This is a genomic window from Pseudomonas sp. PAMC25584 (assembly GCF_058135675.1).
The window spans coordinates 1148526-1172576 of the sequence record NZ_CM176870.1; the positions used below are offsets into that span (position 1 = coordinate 1148526).

The 24051-nt window shown below is 60.1% G+C and carries 24 protein-coding genes; 13 read left to right on the plus strand and 11 right to left on the minus strand.

The genetic code is table 11. The annotated features are described in order from the left end of the window. Nucleotides 1-34: 34 nt before the first annotated feature. Nucleotides 35-1122 (minus strand): IS3 family transposase gene (locus ACS5Q8_RS05210; RefSeq protein WP_465159118.1). Its coding sequence is split into 2 segments (ribosomal slippage): nt 35-870 and nt 870-1122, totalling 1089 coding nucleotides; the frame shifts between segments, so codons are not numbered across the junction. A 193-nt stretch (nt 1123-1315) separates the two neighbouring features. Here ACS5Q8_RS05210 and ACS5Q8_RS05215 point away from each other — a divergent pair. Next, nucleotides 1316-1903: a hypothetical protein gene (locus ACS5Q8_RS05215; protein ID WP_276196626.1), complete on the plus strand. Its 588-nt coding sequence runs from the start codon at nt 1316-1318 to the stop codon at nt 1901-1903. 229 nt (nt 1904-2132) lie between these two features. Here ACS5Q8_RS05215 and ACS5Q8_RS05220 read toward each other — a convergent pair whose 3' ends face one another. After that, complete coding sequence (locus ACS5Q8_RS05220; RefSeq protein ID WP_010564043.1) at nt 2133-2393, minus strand: YebG family protein; 261 nt, start codon at nt 2391-2393, stop codon at nt 2133-2135. 248 nt (nt 2394-2641) lie between these two features. On the opposite strand from ACS5Q8_RS05220, the gene ACS5Q8_RS05225 reads away from it, so the two are divergent. Continuing rightward, nucleotides 2642-3127: a phosphate-starvation-inducible protein PsiE gene (locus tag ACS5Q8_RS05225; RefSeq protein WP_247405845.1), complete on the plus strand. Its 486-nt coding sequence runs from the start codon at nt 2642-2644 to the stop codon at nt 3125-3127. On the opposite strand, the gene ACS5Q8_RS05230 is transcribed toward ACS5Q8_RS05225, so the two are convergent. After that, the gene (locus ACS5Q8_RS05230) at nt 3124-3441 is read right to left on the minus strand and encodes a DUF3509 domain-containing protein (RefSeq protein WP_276196627.1); all 318 of its coding nucleotides are present in this window, start codon (nt 3439-3441) and stop codon (nt 3124-3126) included. The genes ACS5Q8_RS05225 and ACS5Q8_RS05230 overlap by 4 nt on opposite strands. Nucleotides 3442-4032: 591 nt before the next feature. On the opposite strand from ACS5Q8_RS05230, the gene ACS5Q8_RS05235 reads away from it, so the two are divergent. Next, nucleotides 4033-4443: an HPF/RaiA family ribosome-associated protein gene (locus tag ACS5Q8_RS05235; protein WP_247405840.1), complete on the plus strand. Its 411-nt coding sequence runs from the start codon at nt 4033-4035 to the stop codon at nt 4441-4443. 54 nt (nt 4444-4497) lie between these two features. On the opposite strand, the gene ACS5Q8_RS05240 is transcribed toward ACS5Q8_RS05235, so the two are convergent. Then, nucleotides 4498-6018: an MFS transporter gene (locus tag ACS5Q8_RS05240; RefSeq protein ID WP_465159896.1), complete on the minus strand. Its 1521-nt coding sequence runs from the start codon at nt 6016-6018 to the stop codon at nt 4498-4500. Nucleotides 6019-6124: 106 nt separating this feature from the next. Between ACS5Q8_RS05240 and ACS5Q8_RS05245 the strand changes: the two genes are divergently transcribed. The 6 genes from ACS5Q8_RS05245 to ACS5Q8_RS05270 all read left to right on the plus strand — a co-directional run bounded on the left by ACS5Q8_RS05245 (nt 6125) and on the right by ACS5Q8_RS05270 (nt 10891). Next, on the plus strand, nt 6125-7036 hold the full coding sequence (locus ACS5Q8_RS05245) for a LysR family transcriptional regulator (protein WP_253393513.1): 912 nt from the start codon (nt 6125-6127) through the stop codon (nt 7034-7036). A gap of 94 nt (nt 7037-7130) precedes the next feature. Then, a complete protein-coding gene (locus tag ACS5Q8_RS05250) occupies nt 7131-7433 on the plus strand; it encodes a DUF3649 domain-containing protein (protein WP_247408408.1) in 303 nt (100 codons plus the stop codon). Next, nucleotides 7430-9004 (plus strand): PepSY domain-containing protein, encoded by a 1575-nt coding sequence (locus ACS5Q8_RS05255; RefSeq protein ID WP_247408407.1) that lies wholly within the window; start codon nt 7430-7432, stop codon nt 9002-9004. Before ACS5Q8_RS05250 ends, ACS5Q8_RS05255 begins: the two co-directional genes overlap by 4 nt. Further along, nucleotides 9005-9331 (plus strand): DUF3325 domain-containing protein, encoded by a 327-nt coding sequence (locus ACS5Q8_RS05260; RefSeq protein ID WP_465159897.1) that lies wholly within the window; start codon nt 9005-9007, stop codon nt 9329-9331. Nucleotides 9332-9338: 7 nt separating this feature from the next. Further along, complete coding sequence (locus ACS5Q8_RS05265; RefSeq protein ID WP_253393517.1) at nt 9339-9917, plus strand: RNA polymerase sigma factor; 579 nt, start codon at nt 9339-9341, stop codon at nt 9915-9917. After that, entirely contained in the window at nt 9914-10891 is a 978-nt protein-coding gene (locus tag ACS5Q8_RS05270) for a FecR family protein (RefSeq protein ID WP_465159898.1), read from the plus strand. The genes ACS5Q8_RS05265 and ACS5Q8_RS05270 overlap by 4 nt, the downstream gene beginning before the upstream one ends. Here the strand turns inward: ACS5Q8_RS05270 and ACS5Q8_RS05275 are convergent, their stop codons facing one another. After that, nucleotides 10892-11242 (minus strand): glutaredoxin family protein, encoded by a 351-nt coding sequence (locus ACS5Q8_RS05275; protein WP_247405236.1) that lies wholly within the window; start codon nt 11240-11242, stop codon nt 10892-10894. Then, a complete protein-coding gene (gene yejK, locus ACS5Q8_RS05280; RefSeq protein WP_247405233.1) occupies nt 11242-12246 on the minus strand; it encodes a nucleoid-associated protein YejK in 1005 nt (334 codons plus the stop codon). The genes ACS5Q8_RS05275 and yejK overlap by 1 nt, the downstream gene beginning before the upstream one ends. A 397-nt stretch (nt 12247-12643) precedes the next feature. Here yejK and ACS5Q8_RS05285 point away from each other — a divergent pair, with 397 nt between their 5' ends. Continuing rightward, nucleotides 12644-12925 carry an HU family DNA-binding protein gene (locus ACS5Q8_RS05285; RefSeq protein ID WP_003212743.1) on the plus strand — a complete coding sequence of 94 codons (282 nt, stop codon included), beginning with the start codon at nt 12644-12646 and terminating at the stop codon, nt 12923-12925. A gap of 67 nt (nt 12926-12992) precedes the next feature. Here the strand turns inward: ACS5Q8_RS05285 and rlmF are convergent, their stop codons facing one another. The 5 genes from rlmF to ACS5Q8_RS05310 form a co-directional block, all read right to left on the minus strand. Further along, the gene (rlmF, locus tag ACS5Q8_RS05290) at nt 12993-14015 is read right to left on the minus strand and encodes a 23S rRNA (adenine(1618)-N(6))-methyltransferase RlmF (RefSeq protein WP_276196634.1); all 1023 of its coding nucleotides are present in this window, start codon (nt 14013-14015) and stop codon (nt 12993-12995) included. Between the two features lie 225 nt (nt 14016-14240). Further along, complete coding sequence (locus tag ACS5Q8_RS05295) at nt 14241-17087, minus strand: valine--tRNA ligase (RefSeq protein WP_465159899.1); 2847 nt, start codon at nt 17085-17087, stop codon at nt 14241-14243. A gap of 150 nt (nt 17088-17237) precedes the next feature. Then, complete coding sequence (locus ACS5Q8_RS05300; RefSeq protein ID WP_276197901.1) at nt 17238-17642, minus strand: DNA polymerase III subunit chi; 405 nt, start codon at nt 17640-17642, stop codon at nt 17238-17240. A 7-nt stretch (nt 17643-17649) separates the two neighbouring features. Next, entirely contained in the window at nt 17650-18078 is a 429-nt protein-coding gene (locus tag ACS5Q8_RS05305) for a DNA polymerase III subunit chi (protein ID WP_247403241.1), read from the minus strand. A gap of 52 nt (nt 18079-18130) precedes the next feature. Then, nucleotides 18131-19621: a leucyl aminopeptidase gene (locus ACS5Q8_RS05310; RefSeq protein ID WP_426099653.1), complete on the minus strand. Its 1491-nt coding sequence runs from the start codon at nt 19619-19621 to the stop codon at nt 18131-18133. 285 nt (nt 19622-19906) lie between these two features. Here ACS5Q8_RS05310 and lptF point away from each other — a divergent pair, with 285 nt between their 5' ends. The 3 genes from lptF (at nt 19907) to lepA (ending at nt 24048) form a co-directional block, all read left to right on the plus strand. Further along, nucleotides 19907-21025, plus strand: coding sequence for an LPS export ABC transporter permease LptF (lptF, locus tag ACS5Q8_RS05315; protein ID WP_276196637.1), 1119 nt, complete (start codon nt 19907-19909; stop codon nt 21023-21025). Beyond that, nucleotides 21018-22097: an LPS export ABC transporter permease LptG gene (gene lptG / locus ACS5Q8_RS05320; RefSeq protein WP_276196638.1), complete on the plus strand. Its 1080-nt coding sequence runs from the start codon at nt 21018-21020 to the stop codon at nt 22095-22097. The genes lptF and lptG overlap by 8 nt, the downstream gene beginning before the upstream one ends. 151 nt (nt 22098-22248) lie before the next feature. Beyond that, complete coding sequence (lepA, locus tag ACS5Q8_RS05325; protein ID WP_247403232.1) at nt 22249-24048, plus strand: translation elongation factor 4; 1800 nt, start codon at nt 22249-22251, stop codon at nt 24046-24048. Nucleotides 24049-24051 lie beyond the last annotated feature (3 nt).

The window sequence follows — 24051 nt, forward strand, 5'->3', positions numbered from 1 at the left end:
TCCCCCCATTCCTAAAACTCACCAGAAGTAGACCTCAGGCCACCAGGGCCAACTTCTGTTTTGGGGTAATGCCGCCGAGGGCCATATTCGGGCGCTCGTGATTGTATGTCCAGATCCAGTTCGTACCATAGTCCTGAACTTCGGCTATCGACTCAAACAAGTAATGTCCCAGCCAGTCATAGCGCACAGTCCGGTTATAACGTTCAACGTAGGCATTCTGCTGTGGATTACCCGGTTGAATAAAGTCCAAGCGGATGCCTCGTTTCTTCGCCCACTCAGCGAGCTTGGCACTGATGAATTCTGGGCCGTTATCGCTGCGGATCGCCTGCGGTTTACCACGCCATTCAATGACCTGATCCAGCGCACGCACCACGCGCTCAGCCGGTAGCGATAAATCAATCTCCATGCCCAGGGCTTCGCGGTTGAAGTCGTCAATCAGATTAAAAACCCGAAAGCTGCGTCCATCAGCTAACTGATCGTGCATGAAATCCATCGACCAACACTGGTTGGCTGCCTGCGGAACGGCCAGCGGTTCAGGCTTCTCGCGCACGATGCGCTTACGCGGTTTGATCCGCAGATTCAGTTCCAGCTCGCGGTAGATCCGATACACCCGTTTATGGTTCCAGCCATAGCCCTTCACGTTGCGCAGGTACAGAAAACACAAGCCAAACCCCCAATTGCGCTGGTTATGCGTGAGTCGGATCAGGTGATCGGCGATCTCGGCGTTTTCAGGCGATAGGCGCGATTGATAGCGATAGCACGTGATGCTGACCCCGAAGGCCAGGCACGCGAGCTTGATACTGCATCGACCTGAACGAACCGCTTCCTGCGCCATCTCTCGTCGCCGCGATGGCTTCACCACTTTTTTGCCATGGCCTCCTGGATGATTTCGGCTTTGAGCCGCTCTTCGGCGTACATTTTTTTTAGACGCCGGTTCTCATCCTCCAACTCGCGTAACCGAGCCATCAGCGATGCGTCCATGCCGCCGAACTTGGTGCGCCACTTATAGAAGGTGGCCGAGCTGATACCGTGCTCGCGACATAGCTCTGGCACCGGGCTTCCAGCCTCGGCTTGCTTGAGAATGGCCATGATTTGGCTGTCTGAAAAACGTGATCTCTTCACGCAAAATTTCCTTGATCCGATTAGGAGAAAATTCTACTTCTGGTGAGTATTTTTTTCAGGGGGGATTACCATTCTACTTCTGGTGAGTATTTTTTTCAGGGGGGATTACCATTCTACTTCTGGTGAGTATTTTTTTCAGGGGGGATTACCACCCCACCTCAACCCTTAACAAGATTTTGAGGAAAGTCGACTTATGAATTACTTCAAACTCAATCCGAATGTCGCCAGTAAAAAGTGGGAAGGTTATGTAAACCTCGGAGAGCTTATTTACAAGGGAGAGGAAGTAGATGATGTTGAACTGTCCAATAGCCGAAAGCCTTGCACGATGAGGCCTCTGCACTATGACATTCTTGCCGCCGGAAAAACCGCTCCGGTCAATACCATCGGAGCGGACTTTTTTGTATTCGATGAATCTCTTGAGGGGCTGGATAACCTCGCCGCAGAGAACGTGCAATATCTGCCTATCACTCACGAAAGCCAAAAAGTACGTTACCGACTCTTGCATGCCTACCATCATGTTGACTGCGTCGATTGGGCGTTATCCAAGTACGAAGCCTGGCCCGAAGAACATGTGGTCAAAGAATGGCAGAATCCAAGAGGTCGTTTCTTTTTTGAGCCAGTACTGATCGCAGAAGAAATCCCTGAAACTGCTGAGGTCTTTCGTTTGGAAGGCTGGGGGGGGGCGTTCAACATCATCATTGGCGAAGCGTACAAAGAGAAATTACTCGCCCTTGATTTCGATCACTCTTTTTTGGAGTTTCACCTCATCACGCTCGTGTGATGGAAACGTCTTCACACCTTCGCATCAACAGGTGTGTTCCCACATCGATAAGGTCAATTAGCGATGAAAGACATAATTTCAAGCATTGAGAAACTCTCAACAGATCCTAAAAAGGTCAATGAATCACACAGAGCCAAACGGGACAGATTTATTTAGTATTTTCGAACCGATGAAAATCCGTTTTAAAAAGGCCCTGAATCAACGATTCAGGGCCTGTTCAATTCGGGCTTTATTCCGCCGGCGGGTTCAGCAACTCGGACAGCGCGTCCGGTTGGCTCTTGAATGCCTTGGCAAAGACATCGCGGTTTTTCGCCATGTAGATCCCGGCCTCTTCAACCTGCTGCTCGCTCAACGACGGCACGGCTTTTTGCAACACTTCTGCGAGCAACTCAGCGAGTTCAAGCATCTTGTCATGACGGTCAGCTTCGGCTTTATCCATGAACAAACGCTCCAGATCTCGGCTGCTGCGGTATACCACTTCGACGGCCATTCACCACCTCACATGCCTTCACGATAGTTGTCTTTTGCGACTACTGTATTTATATACAGCTAAAAGGGTAAGCCAAACCGTGGGGTTTGGGTAGCAGTTTTTTAATGTAGCCCGGAAATACAGGTTTGGAGTGCCTCATGTCACCCCGCCATCATCTTATACCTGCCGCTGGCCTTTTTTCTGCATGCAGAACAACCGTCACGTCCAACCCGCATTATCCGGTCGAGCCGACCTAAGGAAGCATCATCGTGAAAATCAATTGGGCCGAAAAGCTGCGTCAGAATGTCCACGGGCTGGCCGAGTCTCTGGGCAATCTGTTTGTCGAGACGTTCCACTACCTGGCGTTGTTCGCTATCGGTGCGGTGACCGCCTGGGCGGCGGTGATGGAATTTCTGGGGATGCTGGAGAACGGGCACATCAAGATCGATGACATCTTGCTGTTGTTCATCTACCTGGAATTGGGCGCCATGGTCGGGATTTACTTCAAGACCAACCACATGCCGGTGCGCTTCCTGATCTACGTGGCGATCACCGCGCTGACGCGTCTGCTGATTTCCAACGTGTCCCACCACAACCCGCCCGACATCGGCATCATCTACCTGTGCGGCGGAATTCTGTTGTTGGCGTTCTCGATTCTGGTGGTGCGCTATGCGTCGTCGGCGTTTCCGTCGGTGAAGGTGCAAGGCCCGCACCGCAAGGGCGAGAGCCTTGAAACAGAGAAAGGTGAGCTTTAAAGCCTGACGCTGAAGGGTTGGGGACGGGTGGGCGGTCGCTGCAACAGTTTGTGACTGTCCCCGTCCGTCATCACCGTCAGGATTTCCATGGCGCTGTGGCCCTGTTCGATGGCAATCCCGAACTGGATGCTTTGCACCAGGCGCTTGAGCCGTTGCGGGTCGTTGCGTTGTTCGGCGCTGATCATGCGCTTGGCCACCACGCCCTGCTCATTCGAGAGGGTCAGCATGATGCTGCCATCCAGCCGCTGGATGCTCAGGTTGACTCGGTACTGTGGGGTGAAGGTGTCGGTGATGATCTGAAAAGGATTGTCCATGGTGCGTTACCGCCTGATAAGAACATGCAGTCATTGACGACCGGGGTCTGGATTAGTTCGCGTTGCCTGACCACCGGCCACTCCGTCGCTGAGGGTTCACAACGTCCGTTTGCCTCATGAGCTGTACAGCAAGGGGCGTGCCGTACAGCGACCTGTCTGACGCTGGAATGCACCTGTGGGAGGTGGCTTGCCCGCGATTGCGGTGGATCAGTTGATGAATTCGTGGCTGGGCGAGCGCAATCGCGGGCAAGCCCACTCCCACATGGGGTGGCGTCGTGCTTTGTTTCAGGGCAGTCACGAGAAAGCGGTGCACGATGGGCTGGCGGGGGAAGCAGGGATTTTTCGCGGGTTGCACCCGTGGGCACAGCGGTAATGACGAAGATGGGGGGCATCAGAAGATGTAACTAACTCCCCACCCTACCAGCGTTTTTGCTTGTAGTCAGGGTTAATTTGTAATGTAGGATTTATCTTTGCAAAGGGGTTGAATTGTTTCTCTGACTGCTCAATTGTGTCATCAAGAGGTCATGGTTTCACCACCCCGGTGTTGCAGTTTGTGACCTCTCGCGAGCTAGCTGAAATAAGGGAAGAACTATGCAAATCCAAGTCAATAGCGATAACCATATTGAAAGCAGCATCCGACTGGAGGAGTGGGTACGTAACACCATTGAAAGCACGCTCGAACGTTATGACGAAGACCTGACCCGCGTTGAGGTCTACCTGCGGGATGAGAACGGCGACAAGCCCGGTCCCCACGATTTAAGCTGCCGCCTGGAAGCACGGCCAAAGGGCCATCAACCGCTTTCGGTGCTGCATAAAGCCGATACCCTGGAACAGGCGATCGACGGTGCAGCGATCAAGCTGGACCATGCGTTGGAACATCTGTTCGGCAAACTGCAAGGCAAGCCACGCGCTGCTGCGAAAAATGTGCCGGCCAACAAAGTGAATGATGACGCGCTTGAAGAGGAATTCCTGGAAAACGAAAACGCTGCAATTAATAGCTGACAGTTTTTTCATTCCCAACTGAGAACGGGCCTGCTGATGCAGGCCCGTTTTTGTTTACCTGTCGCGTTGGAAGAAATACCTGCTTAACAGCGCCAGCCCGCCAGCCCCCGCGCCCGCAAACAGCATCGCCCAACCGGCGCCATGGCGTAGCGCCGCCTGGCCATCCGGACGCGCCAGGCCCATTGATGTCAGCCCCTCCAGCTTGCCCGCTGCAATGTTCTGACTGATGGCGGGCCAATCCAGTGCGGTGGTGGCCGGCAACACTTCGGCCAGTTGATGGCTGATCCCCAGCAAGAGCACCAGGCCCATCAGCGCGATATTGACCGCCAGGGTGATCAGTCGCGCACTGAGGTCGATTCCCGAGGCCATGCCCGCACGATCCGCCGACACCGAACCGGTGGTGGTGTTGGTGGTCGGGGAGTTGGTCAGCGCCAAGCCCACGCCGGCCATCGCGCAACTGAACAGCACCAGCCCGATGCTTGGATGCGCGGCGCCATTGGCGGCGGCCATGGCCATAAAACCCGTGCCCATCACCCCCAGACCCAACGGGATGATCCGTTCGGCGCCGTAGCGCAGGGCCAGGCGTTCGGCCAGCGGCGGCACCAGCAAGGTGGGCAGGGTATAGGCGAGCAGGGCGCCGCCGGTGGTCAGGGTGTCGTAGCCCAGGCCCGCCTGGAAGTACAACGGCAGGTAGATCATGAACGGCCAGAAGCTGAAGTTCATGCCGATCGAACCCATCAACGCGCCGTTGAAACGTTGGAGGCGAAACACCGAGAAGTCGAACATCGGATGGGCGCTGCGCCGCTCAATGAAGATGAACAGCAGCAGCGCGGCCAGCGACAAGCCTGCCCAGCCGAGCATGGCCGGTGCGCCAAAGCCGTTCTCGGTGCCTTGGGTGATGAAGTAAACCAGCGCAAACACCGACAGCGTCAAGGTGACCATGCCGGCGATATCGAGGCGATTGCCGGCCGGATCGCGCGACTCCTGCACGCTGACATGCAGCAGCACCAATGTCAGCAGCGTGAGCGGCACATGCACGAGAAACACCCAGCGCCAGTCCGCAACTGCCAGGATCAACGCCCCCACCATCGGCCCGAAGCCCAGGCCCAGGCCCGCAATCACACCCCACACCGCGAATGCCCGCGCCCGCGCCGCCGGCTCACGGAACTGGTGCGACAAAATCGCGAACTGGCAGATCATCATCGCCCCGGCACCCACGCCCTGGACGAAACGCGCCCCGATCAGCAGGGACGCGTCTTCGGCCAGCCCACAGGCCAGCGAGGCCAGGCCGAACAGCCACAGGCACAGCACCAGCATGCGTCGCCGGCCAAAGCGGTCGGCCAGCGTACCGGCAGCCATCAGCACGCTGGTGCAGGCCAGGGTGTAGGCGTTCATGATCCATTGGGCATCCTGGAAACCGGTGCCCAGTTGCTGTTCCAGCGTGCGCAGGATCATCGGCACGCTGGAGATTTCCAGGCCGAACATCAGCGCCACGAGGCACACGGCAGTGAGGGCGAGCGCGTTTCTGGCGGTGCTTGATGCGCTGACAGCCGATACAACGACGGCGGGAGGCATGGGGTCTTCCTTTCGAGAGGGGGAGCGTGCCATTCTCGCGGGAAGCAGATTCTTTATTCGTGACAAGTTTTCCTTCAATAAGGGAATCAAAGGCGACAATTACCGCATGGCTACCCCACGTTTTGATGGCGTTGAACTCTTTCTGCAGATCGTCGAGAGCGGCAACCTGACCGAAGCCGCCGAACGGCTGAACCTCACCCGTTCGGCCGTGGGCAAAGGCTTGGCACGACTCGAGGCACGCCTGGGCACGTGCCTGTTGCAGCGTTCCACCCGCCGCCAGCGGTTGACCGAGGACGGGCAGGCCTATTACGAGCATTGCCTGCGCGCACTGGCCGAGCTGGAAGCGGCCGAATCGGTGCTGGAAAGCGGTCGGCAGCAGCCTCGCGGGCGCTTGAGGGCGAGCTTGCCGCTGGCTTTCGGGCATCACTACGCGGCCCCGGCGCTGTGGGGCCTGCTGGATCGTTTTGCGCAGTTGGAGATTGATATTTCGTTTTCTGACCGGCTGATCGACGTGGCCCAGGAAGGTTTCGACCTGGCGGTGCGCATCGGCGCGTTACCCGACACCGACCGCCTGAGCGCGCGGCGCCTGGGCGAACAGGCCATCGGCCTGGCGGCTGCCCCGGCGTATTTGCAGCGTGTCGGGCGAATCGAGCGCCTTGAGGATTTGGCCGGACACCGCGGCATTGCCTACCGCTGCACTGCGCCGCGCCTGGAGTGGCAGCTCAACGACGCCCAAGGCCGCCCACACCGTGTGCAGGTCGCGTCGCCGCTGATGATGGACGACCTCCAGGCCGTGGCCGATGCCGCCATCGCCGGCGTGGGCCTGGCCTGGTTGCCGAGTTGGCTGATTGCGCACTATGTGCTGCGCGGGCAACTGGAAGCGGTACTGCCGAGCTACCGCGAGCAGCCCGCGCCGATCCATGTGATCTGGCCCACGGCGGCGCACATGCCGGCCAAGACCCGCTGCGCCATCGACGCCTTGGTCGCGGGCACCCCGAGTTGCCTGGCGGGCAGTTAGGTTTTGCCTTCAGGCAGGTGATTCATCCGTTCTCTTTTGCTTATGAGAATATTTATCATTAATATTGCGCTCTGATGAACCTGGCGCTTCCTGCATGAAAAGCAAAACCTCGCTTCCCGCCGCTTACCGCCTCGCTGTCACATCACGCGCATTGGCCGCTGTGCTCGGCGGCTATCTGATGGCGTCCCTGGCCGCCATCTGCCTGGCGCTGTGGCTGCCCACGTCCCGCGCCGATGCGGTGATCACCGGGATGATGAGTTCGTTTGTGTTCTACCTGTTGGCGGTGCTGTGGTGCTTTGCCTGCCGCACGGCTTGGCGTGCGTGGTGTGGCGTGATGTTGCCGAGCGCGTTGTTCGCGACCCTGGCGGGTGTGGGTGTATGGATGGCACGCACATGAAAGAAGGTTTTCGCCAGGCGATGGCCTGGTTGCACACCTGGGCCGGACTGATCTTTGGCTGGCTGCTGTTTGCGATTTTTCTGACGGGCACCTTGTCGTATTTCAAAGATGAAATCAGCCATTGGACCCAGCCCGAAGTGCAGGCCCACCCGCTGGACGATGGGCGCAGCCTCGCGGTGGCCCAAGCCTACTTGCAACAGCATGCGCCCAACGCCGCGCGCTGGTTTATCACCTTGCCGGACAGCCGCGACCCTGGCTTGTCGGTGATGTGGCAAGACAAGGTCGACCCCGGCAAGCGCGGCGACTTCATCCAGAAAGTCCTCGACCCGGTCAGCGGCCAAGCCGTGCAGGTCCGTGAAAGCAAGGGCGGCGAGTTCTTCTATCGCTTCCACTTCCAGTTGCAAATGCCGCATCCCTGGGGCCGCTGGTTATCCACCCTTGCCGCGATGGTGATGTTTGTCGCATTGATCACCGGCATCATCACCCACAAAAAAATCTTCAAGGACTTCTTCACCTTCCGCCCTCGCAAGGGTCAGCGCTCCTGGCTTGACGGGCATAACGCAGTGGGCGTACTGGTGCTGCCGTTTCATTTGATGATCACCTACAGCAGCCTGGTGATCTTCATGAGCTTGGTCATGCCGGCCCCCATCGTGGCCTCTTACGGCAACGACAGCCGGGCCTTCTTCAACGATGTGTTCCCCTCCACCGACAACGCACCGGCGCTCGGCCAGCCCGGCACCTTGTTGCCGTTGCTGCCGATGTACGAGCAGGCGCGGGCGCAGTGGGCGGGTGGGCATGTGGGGCGGCTGGCGGTGAATAACCCAAGTGACGTGAACGCCTCGGTCAATGTGTTCCGCGCCGGCGCCGACCGCGTGGTGCATGATTTCGGCAGCACCGTGTCGTTCAACGGCAGCACCGGCGAGCTGCTGCGGGTCAGCGCTGAGCAATCGCTGCCGGCGGCGATCGGCGGCAGTTTTTATGGCCTGCACATGGGCCATTTCGCCGGTCCGGTGTTGCGCTGGCTGTACTTTATCTGCGGGCTGGCGGGCACGGCGATGATCGGCACCGGGCTGGTGATCTGGCTCGGCAAGCGCCAGCTCAAGCACGCCAAAACCGGGGGCATGCCGTTTGAGCTGCGCCTGGTGCAAGTGCTGAATATCGCCAGCATGTCCGGGTTGTTGCTCGCCATCGCGGCGTTCTTCTGGGCCAACCGTTTGCTGCCGGTGAGCGTTGCCGAGCGTTCCGACTGGGAAGTACAGGTCTTCTTTATCGTCTGGGGCCTGAGCCTGTTGCACGCCGTGCTGCGTCGAGGGCGCCTGGCCTGGGTCGAGCAACTGAGCGTTGGTGCACTGTTGTTTAGCGCGATCCCTCTGCTCAACGCGCTGACCACCTCGAACCACCTGGGCGTGTCGCTGGCGACGGGCGACTGGGCCATGGCCGGCTTCGACCTGACGTGCCTGGGCAGCGGTGTGTTTCTCGCCTGGGCCGCCTGGAAAATGCACCGTCGCACGGCGCCCCAACCCAAGGTCGAAAGGGCACGCCCGCTCAATCTCAAATCGGAGGCGCACTGAATGTTGCTTGCATGGCTGATGTGCTACGTCGGGTTTACCGCACTGTGCCTGTCTACCGACCGTCACCATGGCGAACTGCTGCACAGCAAGCCGTCGCCGCGTCGCCGCTTGGGGTTGCGCGTGGCTGGCGGGTGGCTGCTGACGCTATCGATCTGGCCGGCGGTGGCCGCCACGGGCTGGGCCCAGGGCCTGGTGGAGTGGTGCGCGGTGTTGATGCTCAGCGCGCTGTTGCTGGTGCTGCTGTTGCCGTATCGGCCAAGGTTGGCCTTGTGCCTGGCGGGCGTTGGCCTGCTGGCCAGCCCCGTCGCGGCCTTCGCCACCCTGTGAGCCGCGCATGATGATCAGTACGCCACCGGAACCCCAGGACAGCCAGCCCGCTGACGCAGCGGGTGGGCGTGCGCATTTCCTGCAGGTATTTTTGTCCCAGCGCTCGCAAATGGAAGCGCTGGTCAGCCGGCGCGTGGGCTGTCGCGCCACGGCGGCCGACCTGGTGCAGGACTTGTTCCTGCGCTTCTGGCGCCGGCCGCTGGTGCAGGTCGAAGAACTCAGCACGTACCTGCTGCGCTGCGCCGGCAATATCGCCATCGACCACTTGCGCAGCGAAAGCGCGCGGGTGCGCAGCAACGAAGGCTGGTTGCCCGAGCAGCAGGACAATCAGGGCTCCGAACCCCAGGCTGCGTTGGAGGCCGGCAACGACCTGCGTCACGTCGAAGCCGCCTTGCGCAGTTTGCCCGAGCGCACCCGCCAGATCTTCCTGCTCAACCGCATCCACGGCCGCAAGTACGCGCAAATCGCCAAGGCCATGGGGCTGTCCCAAAGTGCCGTGGAAAAACATATGATGCGTGCCCTCGAAGCCTGCAAAGCCAGCCTTCGTGAGCCATCGCCTCCACGCTCGCCAGGGAAAGCACCGTGAACGTCACCCCGACGCCCGACCAGCAACAGGCCGCATTGGCTTGGCTGAGCCTGTTGCACGACCAGCCCAGCAGCGGCGACCAGGCCACCTTCAGCCGTTGGCTGCAGGCCGACCCGGCACACGTCGAGGCCTATTCACAGGCCCAAATGCTCTGGGAATTGAGCGAAGTACCGGCGCGCAAACTGGCGGATGAAGACGCGTTGGCCTTACAGGGCTACCTGAATGCGATGCACACCTCGAAACGCTCGCGGGTCGTGCGCGGGGCCGGCGCGCTGGCGATGGCCGCGTGCCTGCTGGTGATGCTGTCGATGGGCGCCGGCTGGCAACCGTCGCGTTGGGTCGAGGACTTCGGCGCGGATTACGTCACGGCGCCGGGCGAGGTGAAAACCGTGACCCTGGCCGATCAATCCCACGTCACCCTGGATGCCGACAGCGCCATCGCTGTGGATTTCAGCCAGGGTGAGCGGCATGTCCAACTGCGTCGCGGTGCGGGCTTTTTCAGCGTGACTCACACCGGCGCGGCATTTGTGGTGGAAGCGGGCAGTGGTGAAACGCGGGTGCTGGGCACGCAGTTCGAAGTGCGCCTGCAACCGGCGGGCGCGCAGGTGACGGTGTTGTCGGGGCGGGTCGGCGTCACACCGGCCAAGCAGGGGCAGCAGCAAATTCTTACGGCGGGTCAGCAAGTGGCCTATGCCGATGGCGTCGCCGAGCCCTGGCACGCGGTCAACAGCGAAGCACGCCTGGCCTGGCGCGACGGCTGGCTCAACTACTACAAGGCGCCGCTGGCCGAGGTGGTCGAGGATTTGCGCCGTTACTACCCTGGCCGCATCCTGCTGCTCAACGACGAACTGGGCGCCCGGCGTGTCAGTGGCAGCTTCCCGAGTAACGATCCGCACGCCGTACTGAATGCGTTGCAGGCGGTGCTGGGGTTCGAACAGCACACGGTGTTGGGACGGATGATTGTGGTGCGCTGATTACTTCAGCGCCGCCATGATCGCTTCGGGGCTGTAATCGCGAATCAACGTGCCATTCACGTCCACAAACGGAATCCCACCACCACCCAATGCCTCATAGGCCTTGCGCGCCGCGGCGTCTTTGTCGATATCGAACGCCTGGTACGGAATACCTTTCTGGTCGAGGAAGCGGCGGATCTGTTTGCAGTAGCCACACCACTCGGTCGAATAGAGCACCACGCGCGCCGAGGCCCGCGTCTGCTCGGAGACCACCTGGGACGGGTTGAACAGCCGTTCGACCTTGCCCCAGTTCTGGATCACCACCACCACCAGCAACACCAGCAGGACTTTTTTAAAGACCCCGCCGAGCATCAGTTACGGCGCTTGAGCTGGTCGGTCAGTTGGGTCGGCAGGCCCTTGATGATCAGGGTGCCGGCGGCTTCGTCGTACTCGATCTTGTCGCCCAGAAGGTGCGCTTCAAAACTGATCGACAGCCCCTCGGCGCGCCCGGTGAAGCGGCGGAACTGGTTGAGGGTGCGTTTGTCGGCCGGGATCTCCGGCGACAGGCCGTAGTCTTTGTTACGGATATGGTCGTAGAACGCCTTAGGCCGATCTTCATCGATCAAACCCGACAATTCTTCCAGGCCCATCGGCTCGCCGAGCTTGGCCTGGCTGCTGGCATAGTCCACCAGGGTCTTGGTTTTTTCGCGGGCAGTTTCGTCGGGCAGGTCCTCGCTTTCAACGAAGTCGCTGAACGCCTTGAGCAGGGTGCGTGTTTCGCCTGGGCCGTCGACGCCTTCCTGGCAGCCGATAAAGTCGCGGAAGTATTCCGAGACTTTCTTGCCGTTCTTGCCTTTGATAAACGAGATGTACTGCTTGGACTGCTTGTTGTTCTGCCACTCTGACACGTTGATCCGCGCCGCCAGGTGCAACTGGCCCAGGTCGAGGTGACGCGATGGGGTCACGTCCAGTTCGTCGGTGACCGCCACGCCTTCGCTGTGGTGCAGCAGGGCGATGGCCAGGTAGTCGGTCATGCCTTGCTGGTAGTGGGCAAACAGCACGTGGCCACCGGTGGACAGGTTGGACTCTTCCATCAGCTTCTGCAGGTGTTCGACGGCGGTGCGGCTGAACGTGGTGAAATCCTGGCCACCCTCGAAATATTCCTTCAACCAGCCGCTGAACGGGTGCGCGCCCGACTCGGCATGGAAGAAACCCCAGGCCTTGCCTTGTTTGGCGTTGTAGCTCTCGTTGAGGTCGGCAAGCATGTTCTCGATCGCGGCCGACTCGGCAAGCTCGGAGTCGCGGGCGTGGAGAACTGCGGGTGTGCCGTCGGGTTTTTTGTCGATCAGGTGGACGATGCAATGACGGATCGGCATAGGCTTCTCGGCTGGTTGATAGGGGAGCGGTTGGCCTCCCCGAAAAGTCGCCCAGTGTACCGCACCCATTGGCCAAGACGTGCTTGGAAGGTGTTTTGGAAGCCCTCCGACGGGCCATATGCCTTTTTTTCACGGTTTAGAGCGATAAAGCTGACCAAATGGGTAGGTAGAGGCGGATATTTCCCCGTCTCTGTGCTAGTTTTGCCCGGTCTTACGCCCAAGACTCGGCGTTAAGCGTGCATTCAGCACTTGTCAGGTCGAACCAATCCCCGATTCAAGCATCTATAACCCCGATCTCCGTGGTTATAGCCGGGGATGCCAGGCCTTGACGGTCGGGCTCGACGGCTGACACCGCACTCTGCAATCCATATGAATTTGATAGGGAAGGAACACCACAATGGCTATTACTAAAGACCAACTGATCGCCGACCTGGCTGAAGCAGTAGACGCACCGAAAACCACCGTGCGCGCTCTGCTGGATCAACTGAGCCAAATTGTTGCTGATCAGCTGGAAAACGGCGGCGAAATCACTCTGCCAGGCGTTGGCAAACTGAAAGTGACCGAGCGTCCTGCCCGTACTGGCCGTAACCCTTCGACTGGCGCTGCCATCGAAATCGCTGCCAAGAAAGTTATCAAGCTGGTTGTGGCCAAAGGCCTGACCGACGCTGTTAACAAGTAAGACGCAGCAAAAAAAACCGTGCGCCGGAGCGATCCGGGCACGTTTTTTTGTTGCCCGGGATTTGGGCTCAGTCTTTGCGTGCCCAGCGCTGACGCCACACCTGCTGCTCGGATGGGGTCTGGAAGGTCCAGGCGACAAACCGGCTCTGCTTCTGCCCTTGGGACATTTCCACCACCTGGCTCGCCAGTACACCGGCCTTTTTCAGCGCCGTCTGGATCGCGGGCAGGTTCGAGGCTTTCGACACCAGGGTGCTGAACCACAGCACCTTGTGGGCAAAGTGCGCGCTCTCGGCGATCAATTGCGTTACGAAGCGCGCTTCACCGCCTTCACACCACAGCTCGGCCGACTGGCCGCCGAAGTTCAGCACTGGCAACTTGCGTTTCGGATCGGCCTTGCCCAAGGCGCGCCATTTGCGTTCGCTGCCCTTGGTGGCTTCGTCCATGGACGCGTGGAACGGCGGGTTGCACATGGTCAGGTCAAAGCGCTCGCCGGGTTCCAGCAGGCCCAGCAGAATATGCTTGGGATTGCTCTGCTGACGCAGTTGGATCGCCTTGTTCAGGCCGTTGGACTGCACGATGGCCTTGGCGGCAGCGACGGCGGTGGGGTCGACTTCCGAACCGAGGAAGTGCCAGCGGTATTCGCTGTAGCCGATCAGCGGGTAGACGCAGTTGGCGCCCATGCCGATGTCCAGCACCTTGACCGGCGCGCCACGGGGGATTTCGCCGTCATTGACGCTGGCCAGCAGGTCGGCGAGGAAGTGTACATAGTCGGCACGCCCCGGCACTGGCGGGCACAGGTAATCCGCCGGGATGTCCCAATGCTGCACGCCATAGAAGGACTTCAACAGCGCCCGGTTGAACACGCGCACGGCGTCCGGGCTGGCGAAGTCGATGCTTTCCTTGCCGTAAGGGTTAATGATCACGAACTCCGCCAGTTCCGGCGTGGTCTTGATCAGCGCCGGGAAGTCGTAACGGCCCTGGTGGCGGTTGCGTGGGTGCAGGGTGGCCTCTTTGCGCGGCACGACGGGTTTGGCCGTGGTGGCGGTTTTAGGCTTCTTGCGCGAAGGTTTCGGTGTGCTGGGGGAAGTCATGGCTGCATCGATTCTGGGGTTGTTTCAAAAGTGACGGGTATTGTCACACATTCTTGAGGCGACCCCGTTCAAATGTGGGAGGGGGCTTGCTCCCGATAGTAAAGTATCAGTCACCAACTGTTTGGCTGAGCCACCGCTATCGGGAGCAAGCCCCCTCCCACATTGATCGGGTTTGCAAAGGAAAAAAAAGAGACCCGAAGGTCTCTTTTCTCGCACGGCTAGCCCTTACAGGCTGGAAATCCGCGCATGTTGCTCCGCCAGCTTGCCCAGGGCCTGTTCAGCCTCGGCCAGTTTGGCGCGTTCCTTGTCGATCACTTCAGCCGGTGCCTTGTCGACGAATGCCGCGTTGGACAGCTTGCCGCCGACCCGCTGCACTTCGCCTTGCAGGCGCAGGATTTCCTTGTCGAGACGGGCCAGTTCCGCGCCCTTGTCGATCAGGCCGGCCATCGGCACCAGCACTTCCATGTCGCCGACCAGTGCGGTCGCCGACAGTGGCGCTTCGGCGCCAGCCGCCAACACGGTGATCGACTCCAGCTTGGCCAGCTTCTTGAGCAGCGCATCGTTCTCGGTGAGGCGACGCTGGTCTTCGGCGCTGGCGTTCTTCACGAACACCGCCAGTGGCTTGCCCGGGCCGATGTTCATCTCGGCGCGGATGTTGCGCGTGCCGAGCATCAGGCTCTTGAGCCATTCGATATCGCTTTCGGCAGCCTCATCGATGCGGGCTTCGTTGGCCACCGGCCAAGGTTGCAGCATGATGGTCTTACCTTGGATACCGGCCAGCGGCGCGAGGCGCTGCCAGATTTCTTCGGTGATGAACGGCATGAACGGGTGCGCCAGGCGCAGCGCCACTTCGAGTACGCGCACCAGGGTGCGACGGGTGCCGCGCTGGCGTTCGACCGGCGCGTTTTCGTCCCACAGCACTGGCTTGGACAGTTCCAGGTACCAGTCGCAATACTGGTTCCAGATGAACTCGTACAAGGCTTGTGCGGCCAGGTCGAAACGGAACTGGTCGAGTTGGCGGGTCACTTCGGCTTCGGTGCGCTGCAACTGCGAGATGATCCAGCGGTCGGCCAGGGACAGTTCGACGGCTTCACCGTTCTGCCCGCAGTCTTCGCCTTTATCCAGCACGTAGCGCGCCGCGTTCCAGATCTTGTTGCAGAAGTTGCGATAGCCTTCGACGCGGCCCATGTCGAACTTGATGTCGCGACCGGTGGACGCCAGCGAGCAGAAGGTAAAGCGCAGGGCGTCGGTGCCGTAGCTGGCGATGCCGTCGGCGAACTCGTCGCGGGTCTGCTTCTCGATCTTTTTCGCGAGTTTCGGCTGCATCAAGCCCGAGGTGCGTTTCTGCACCAGGGATTCCAGGTCGATGCCGTCGATGATGTCCAGCGGATCAAGGACGTTGCCCTTGGACTTGGACATCTTCTGGCCCTGGCCATCGCGCACCAGGCCGTGGACGTACACGGTCTTGAACGGCACCTGCGGGGTACCGTCCTCGTTCTTCATCAGGTGCATGGTCATCATGATCATCCGGGCGACCCAGAAGAAAATGATGTCGAAGCCGGTGACCAGTACGTCGGTGGAGTGGAATTTCTTCAGGAATTCGGTCTGCTGCGGCCAGCCCAGGGTCGAGAAGGTCCACAGGCCCGAGCTGAACCAGGTGTCCAGTACGTCGTTGTCCTGTTGCAAGGCTACGTCCGGGCCGAGGTTGTGCTTGGCGCGCACTTCGGCTTCGTCGCGGCCGACGTAGACCTTGCCCGACTCGTCGTACCAGGCCGGAATGCGGTGGCCCCACCACAACTGACGGCTGATGCACCAGTCCTGGATGTCGCGCATCCACGAGAAGTACATGTTTTCGTATTGCTTGGGCACGAACTGGATACGGCCATCTTCCACGGCAGCAATCGCCGGCTCGGCCAGCGGTTTGGTGGACACGTACCACTGGTCGGTCAGCCAAGGCTCGATGATAGTGCCGGAGCGGTCGCCCTTCGGCACTTTCAGGTTGTGGTCGTCGACGCTGACCAGCAGGCCGGCGGCGTCGAAGGCGGCAACGATCTGCTTGCGCGCTTCGAAACGGTCGAGGCCGGCGTATTCAGCCGGGATCTTGCCGTCGATGCTCTCGTTCAGCGTGCCGTCGAGGTTGAACACCTGGCAGGCCGGCAGCACGGCGGCATTCTTGTCGAAGATGTTCATCAGCGGCAGGTTGTGGCGCTTGCCGACTTCGTAGTCGTTGAAGTCGTGGGCCGGGGTGATTTTCACGCAGCCGGTGCCGAATTCAGGGTCGCAATAGTCGTCGGCGATGATCGGGATACGCCGGCCAACCAGCGGCAGCTCGACGAACTTGCCGATCAGGGCCTGGTAGCGCTCATCGTTCGGGTTAACGGCCACGGCGGCATCGCCGAGCATGGTTTCCGGACGGGTAGTGGCGACGATCAGGTAGTCGTTGCCTTCAGCGGTCTTGGCGCCATCGGCCAGCGGGTACTTGAGGTTCCACAGGAAGCCTTTCTCGTCGTGGTTTTCCACTTCGAGGTCGGAAATTGCCGTGTGCAACTTGGTGTCCCAGTTGACCAGGCGCTTGCCGCGGTAGATCAGGCCGTCTTCATGCAGGCGCACGAAGGCTTCTTTCACGGCTTCCGACAGACCGTCGTCCATGGTGAAGCGCTCGCGGCTCCAATCGACGGACGAGCCCAGGCGACGGATCTGACGGCTGATGTTGCCGCCGGACTGATCCTTCCATTCCCAGACTTTTTCCAGGAATTTTTCGCGGCCCAGGTCGTGACGGCTCTGGCCGGTGGCTTCGAGTTGGCGTTCCACCAGCATCTGCGTGGCGATACCGGCGTGGTCGGTGCCCGGTTGCCACAGGGTGTTGCGGCCCTGCATGCGACGGAAACGGATCAACGCATCCATGATCGCATTGTTGAAGCCATGGCCCATGTGCAGGCTGCCAGTGACGTTCGGTGGCGGAATCATGATGGTGTAGGAATCGCCCGCGCCTTGCGGAGCGAAATAGTTCTCGGACTCCCAGGTCTGGTACCAGGAAGTTTCAATAGCGTGCGGCTGGTAGGTCTTATCCATGCGCGGCGGGACCCTAGTTGGCATTAATTCAGGAAAGCCGACAAGTATAACGGGGGAGAGGGGAGAGGGCGAGTTGAAGACGGCCTTAAGGCGCATGCGATCAAATGTGGGAGGGAGCAAGCTCCCTCCCACAGGGGGTATGTGTCTGGTTTAAGACTGGTATTGACTGAGCAACCGCTCCATCCGCGCATCCATCCGGCGCTTGATCTCGGTTTCGATATGCGGGGCGAAGTCGTCGATCACGTCCTGCATGATCAATTGCGCGGCGGCGCGCAGTTCGTTGTCCAGGTGCAGTAGCAAGGCATCCGGGGTCTTTTCGGCAGGCGCTGCAGCGGGCGCCGCTTCGACAACCGGGGTGGCTGGGGCAGGTTGCGGTTCGAGCGGCTCAACCGGCTTGGCGCCGACCATGTCGAACAGCAGGGGAATCTGCACGTCGCCATTGACGGTCTCCGTCAGCAGCGGCGGTTGGAGGTTGCCGTCACCCAGCAACTGACGGATCGACTCCAGGTCGTCCAACAGGTGGTCGTCTTTTTTTATCGTATTCGGGGTGTCCATCATGCACTCAAAGTCGTTGTAGCCGGTGATCCTGCAAAGGATAGCCCTGTTCTCGATAGAAACGGAAACTCTCCCGCGCGGCCTGACGAATAGCCGGATCTTCCACCACTACTTCCGCCACGCGGGCGAACGCCTTGGCAAAGGCCGGGACTTTCAGGTCGAGGTTGACCAGCAGGTCATGGTGATCGCCGCAGCTGTCGCCCACACCCAGGACCACCTGGCCTTCGGGTTCAGCTTCTGCGGGGCCGTGGGGCACGAAACTTTCGCCCTTGAAGCGCCACAGGCGGGCGTCGAGCTCGTCGCGCTGGGCGGCATCGCTGCAATGCAGGTAGATGCGGTGGCCCATGCGCCAGGCTTTTTCGGTGAGTTTGCAGGCAAAGTCCAGGCGCGCGAGCGGGTCGGCGCTGGGCAATATATAGAAGTCGACTTGGGTCATTGCGGTTCCTGGAGCCCGAGGCGGCTGTAGCGCCGCCCCGGGGTCACGGTTTTCAGGCCTTGGCGCGATCCAGCAGGTACTGGGTCAGCAGTGGCACCGGACGGCCGGTGGCACCCTTGTCCTTGCCGCCGCTGGTCCAGGCGGTGCCGGCGATGTCCAGGTGTGCCCAGTTGAAGTTCTTGGCGAAGCGCGACAGGAAGCAGGCCGCAGTGATGGTGCCGGCTTTCGGGCCGCCGATGTTGGCGATGTCGGCGAACGGGCTGTCCAGTTGTTCCTGGTACTCGTCGAACAGCGGCAGTTGCCAGGCGCGGTCGTCGGCGGCCTTGCCGGCGCTGAGCAGTTGCTCGATCAGTTCGTCGTTGTTGCCCAGCAGGCCCGAAGTGTGGGAACCGAGGGCGACGATGCAGGCGCCGGTCAGGGTGGCGATGTCGATCACTGCCTGTGGCTTGAAGCGTTCGGCGTAGGTCAGGGCATCGCACAGCACCAGGCGGCCTTCGGCGTCGGTGTTGAGGATCTCGACGGTCTGGCCACTGAGGGTGGTGACGATATCGCCCGGACGGGCCGCGCCGCCGCTCGGCATGTTCTCGGCGCAGGCCAGGATGCACACCAGGTTGATCGGCAGCTTGAGCTCCAGTACCGCACGCAGGGTGCCGAACACGCTGGCGGCGCCGCCCATGTCGTACTTCATTTCATCCATGCCGGCACCCGGCTTGAGGCTGATACCGCCGGTGTCGAAGGTGATGCCTTTGCCGACCAGGGCGTAAGGCTTCTCGGCCTTCTTGCCGCCGTTGTATTGCATCACGATCAGGCGTGGCGGCTGGTCGCTGCCCTGGCCGACCGCGTAGAACGAGCCCATGCCCAGTTCCTTGATCTTCTTCTCATCCAGGACTTCGACTTTCAGGCTCTTGAATTCCTTGCCCAGCGCCTTGGCCTGCTCGCCCAGGTAGGTCGGGTGGCAGATGTTCGGCGGCATGTTGCCGAGGTCACGGGTGAACGACATGCCGGCGGCGATGGCCTGGGCGTGGGTCACGGCGCGTTCGACTTCAGCCTGGGCGGCCTTGATGGTCAGCAGGGTGACTTTGTTCAGGGCGCGCGGTTCGGCTTTCTGGCTCTTGAACTCGTCGAAGACGTAGCCGCCGTCGAGCAGGCTTTCGGCCAGCAGGCGGGTCTTGCCATAGCTGTCGCGGCCTTTGACGACGATTTCATCGAGTGCCAGCGCTGCATCGCTGCCGCCCAGGCCCTTGAGGGTCGTGAGAATGCCGCTGACGATCTTGCGGAACGGGCGGTCGCCGAGTTCGGCGTCCTTGCCCACGCCTACCAGCAACACACGCTCGGCCTTGAGGTTGGGCAGGCTTTGCAGCAGCAGGCTCTGGCCGACTTTGCCGGCCAGGTCGCCGCGCTTGAGGATCGCGCTGATGGCGCCGCCGCTCAGTTCGTCGAGTTGTTTGGCGGCAACGCCGAGCTTGCGGCCTTCGCCGACAGCGACCACGAGGGTGGCGGTTTTCAACGTTTCGGGGCTAACGCTTTTTACAACCAATTCCATGTTCGGGTCCCTTATAAAGGTCTGTGAGCCTGGAGTCTGTGTGCTCCGGCTTTAAAGCCTGGCAGCCGTGTAAACCGCCAGCGACAAAGCCCGCAGTTTGAACCTCGCTGGCGGAGCCTGACAACCCTTGCCGCACGCTTTGTGTACGCGCATGAGTAAGCCCCGTGACAGGCGCGGTCAATCACAGGATAATGCGCCATCTTTTTAGCCGGCCTGTTTAAACGGGCCGACTCGTTATGCTTGCTTGTTTGGCCGCCTTAGCCTGACAACCCTGGAGTGTCTGGTTTGATCGTCTTCCGTTATCTGTCCCGCGAAGTCCTGTTGACCCTGAGTGCCGTGAGCGCAGTGTTGCTGGTCATCATCATGAGTGGTCGTTTCGTCAAGTTTCTTGCCCAGGCGGCTTCTGGCGCCCTGGATCCGGGCTCGTTGTTCTTGATCATGGGCTTTCGCCTGCCAGGTTTCCTGCAGCTGATCCTGCCGCTCGGCCTGTTTCTCGGCATTCTTCTGGCCTACGGCCGGTTGTACCTTGAAAGTGAAATGACCGTGCTTTCGGCCACCGGCATGAGTCAGCAGCGTCTGCTGGCCATGACCATGGTGCCGGCCGCCGGTGTTGCCCTGATGGTGGCCTGGTTGAGCATGAGCCTGGCGCCTCAAGGCGCCATGCAGTTCCAGTTGCTGTTGAACAAACAGGACGCGATGACCGAGTTCGACACCCTGGAGCCCGGGCGCTTTCAGGCACTCAACGACGGCACGCGGGTCACCTACACCGAAACCATGACCGATGACCGCGCCAACCTCGGCGGTGTGTTCATTTCCCAGAAAAACTTTGGGCAGAACCAGAAAGATCGTGGTATTTCGATTCTGGTGGCCGACAGCGGCCGCCAGGAAGTTCGCCCCGACGGCAGCCGTTACCTGATCCTGGAAAATGGCTATCGTTATGATGGCAGCCCGGGCCTGGCGGATTATCGGGCAATCAAATACGACACTTATGGCGTAATGCTGGCTCGTCCTGAGATCAGCGAAGAAGTCACCGACCGCGATGCGCTCCCGACGTCGTCGCTTTTCGGCAGCCCCGAACTGCGCTCCATCGCCGAGCTGCAATGGCGTATTTCCCTGCCGCTTCTGGTGTTTATCGTGACCCTGATGGCCGTGCCGCTGTCTCGTGTAAACCCGCGACAGGGCCGTTTCCTCAAACTGTTGCCGGCGATCTTGCTGTACATGGCCTACCTGACCATCCTGATTTCCGCCCGTGGCGCCCTGGAAAAAGGCAAGTTGTCGCCAGTCATCGGCCTTTGGTGGGTGCATGGCATCTTCCTGGTGATCGGCCTGGGGCTGCTCTATTGGGAACCTATACGTTTGAAAATGAAGAGCCGTCGTGGCCTGAAGGAGTTGGCGCGTGACTAAGCTCGATCGCTACATTGGTAGCAGCGTACTGATCGCCATCCTGGCGGTACTGGGCATCATCCTCGGGCTGGCGTCGTTGTTCGCCTTCATTGATGAAGTGGGCAACGTCACCGACACCTATACCGTGATGGATGTATTGAGCTTCGTGGCGCTGACCGCTCCGCGTCGTCTCTACGAGATGATGCCGATGGCCGGGTTGATCGGCTGCCTGATCGGCCTGGGCGGCCTGGCCAGCAACAGCGAGCTGACGATCATGCGTGCGGCGGGGGTTTCCATCGGCCGTATCGTCTGGGCAGTCATGAAACCGATGCTGTTGCTGATGGCGTGCAGCGTGCTGATAGGCGAGTACGTGGCGCCACCGTCCGAAGCCACTGCCCAGGCCAATCGTGCCCTGGCCCAGGGTTCGGGCGATGCGCAAAGCGCCAGGCACGGCCTGTGGCACCGTCAGGGTGATGAATTTATCCACATCAACGCCGTGCAGCCCGACGGGCTGCTGATTGGTGTGACGCGTTACACGTTCGACAAAGAGCGGCACATGCTGACCTCCAGTTTCGCCAAGCGCGCGCAGTACAGTGCTGAGAAATGGACGCTGAGTGATGTCACCACCACTTACTTCCGCAATGTGGGCCAGGGCATCAAGGCCAGCACCGAAGTGATCAATGTGCCCACCGAACAATGGGACATCGCCCTGAAGCCGGAACTGCTCAACACTGTGGTCATGGTCCCGGAAGCCCTGCCGATCTCCGGTTTGTGGAGTTATATCCACTACCTCAAGGATCAGGGCCTGAATAACGGCCGTTACTGGCTGGCGTTCTGGGTCAAGGTGCTGCAACCGGTCGTCACCGCCGCGCTGGTGCTGATGGCGATCTCGTTTATCTTCGGCCCGTTGCGCTCCGTAACCCTCGGTCAGCGGGTCTTTACTGGCGTGCTGGTGGGCTTTGCCTTCCGTATTGCCCAGGATTTGCTGGGCCCGTCGAGCCTCGTGTTCGGTTTCTCACCGTTGTTTGCGGTGCTGGTGCCGACCGCTATATGCGCCCTGGCCGGGTTCTGGCTGCTGCGCCGCGCCGGGTGATCGTGCGCTTATGAACAAAAAATGCCCCGTTCGAGAGATCGGGGCATTTTTGTTCTGGTCAGCAAAGATGACGCCTGGCCCGAGCATCAGGTACAATTCCCGGCTATTTTTCAGCGGGCAGTCTGCCTGCAGCCTTTTTGAGTGTTGATCCGTGAGTGATTTGAGTCATATCCGCAATTTCTCCATCATCGCCCACATTGACCATGGCAAGTCGACGCTGGCCGATCGATTCATTCAGATGTGCGGCGGCCTTGCCGAGCGTGAAATGGAAGCCCAGGTGCTGGACTCCATGGACCTCGAGCGCGAGCGCGGGATCACCATCAAGGCCCACAGCGTTACCCTGTACTACACCGCCAAAGACGGTATCAAGTACCAGCTGAACTTCATTGACACCCCCGGCCACGTCGACTTCACCTATGAGGTCAGTCGTTCCCTGGCGGCCTGTGAAGGCGCGCTGCTGGTGGTGGACGCGGGGCAGGGGGTTGAAGCCCAGTCCGTGGCCAACTGCTACACCGCCATCGAGCAAGGCCTGGAAGTCATGCCGGTGCTGAACAAGATCGACCTGCCGCAGGCCGATCCGGACCGCGTGAAGGAAGAAATCGAAAAAATCATCGGCATTGACGCCACCGACGCCGTCGAGTGCAGCGCCAAGACCGGCCAGGGCGTCGACGAAGTGCTCGAACGCCTGGTGAAAACCATTCCCGCCCCAACCGGCAACTACGAAGATCCGCTGCAAGCGTTGATCATCGACTCCTGGTTCGACAACTACCTGGGGGTTGTCTCCCTGGTACGCGTGCGCCATGGCCGTGTGAAGAAAGGCGACAAGATCCTGGTCAAATCCACCGGCAAGATCCACCTGGTGGACAGCGTCGGTGTGTTCAACCCCAAACACACCGCCACCGTTGATCTGAAAGCCGGTGAAGTCGGCTTCATCATCGCCGGCATCAAGGACATTCACGGTGCGCCGGTGGGTGACACCCTGACCTTGAGCTCCACCCCTGACGTCGACGTGCTGCCGGGCTTCAAACGCATCCAGCCGCAGGTGTACGCCGGCCTGTTCCCGGTCAGCTCCGACGACTTCGAAGACTTTCGCGAAGCCCTGCAAAAGCTGACCCTCAACGACTCGTCGTTGCAGTACACCCCGGAAAGCTCCGACGCCCTGGGCTTTGGTTTCCGTTGCGGGTTCCTCGGCATGCTGCACATGGAGATCATCCAGGAGCGCCTTGAGCGCGAATACGACCTGGACCTGATCACCACCGCGCCAACCGTTATTTTTGAGTTGTTGCTCAAAACCGGTGAAACGATTTACGTCGACAACCCCTCCAAGCTCCCAGACCTGTCTTCCATCGAAGACATGCGCGAACCGATCGTGCGCGCCAATATTCTTGTGCCGCAGGAGCACCTGGGCAACGTCATTACCCTGTGTATCGAGAAACGTGGCATACAGCACGACATGCTGTTCCTCGGGACCCAGGTGCAAGTGACCTACGATTTGCCGATGAACGAAGTGGTCCTGGACTTCTTCGACCGTCTCAAATCGACCAGTCGCGGCTATGCTTCGCTGGATTACCACTTCGATCGTTACCAGTCGGCTAATCTGGTGAAGCTGGACGTGCTGATCAACGGCGACAAGGTCGATGCCCTGGCACTGATCGTGCACAAGGACAACGCGCACTACAAAGGTCGACAGTTGACCGAGAAGATGAAAGAACTGATTCCGCGCCAGATGTTCGACGTCGCGATCCAGGCCGCCATTGGTGGGCAGATCATTGCGCGGACTTCCGTCAAGGCACTCAGAAAGAACGTACTGGCCAAATGCTACGGTGGCGACGTCAGCCGTAAGCGCAAGCTGCTTGAGAAGCAAAAGGCCGGTAAAAAACGCATGAAGCAAGTGGGCAACGTGGAAATTCCACAAGAAGCCTTCCTTGCGGTGCTCAGGTTGGATAGTTAGGTC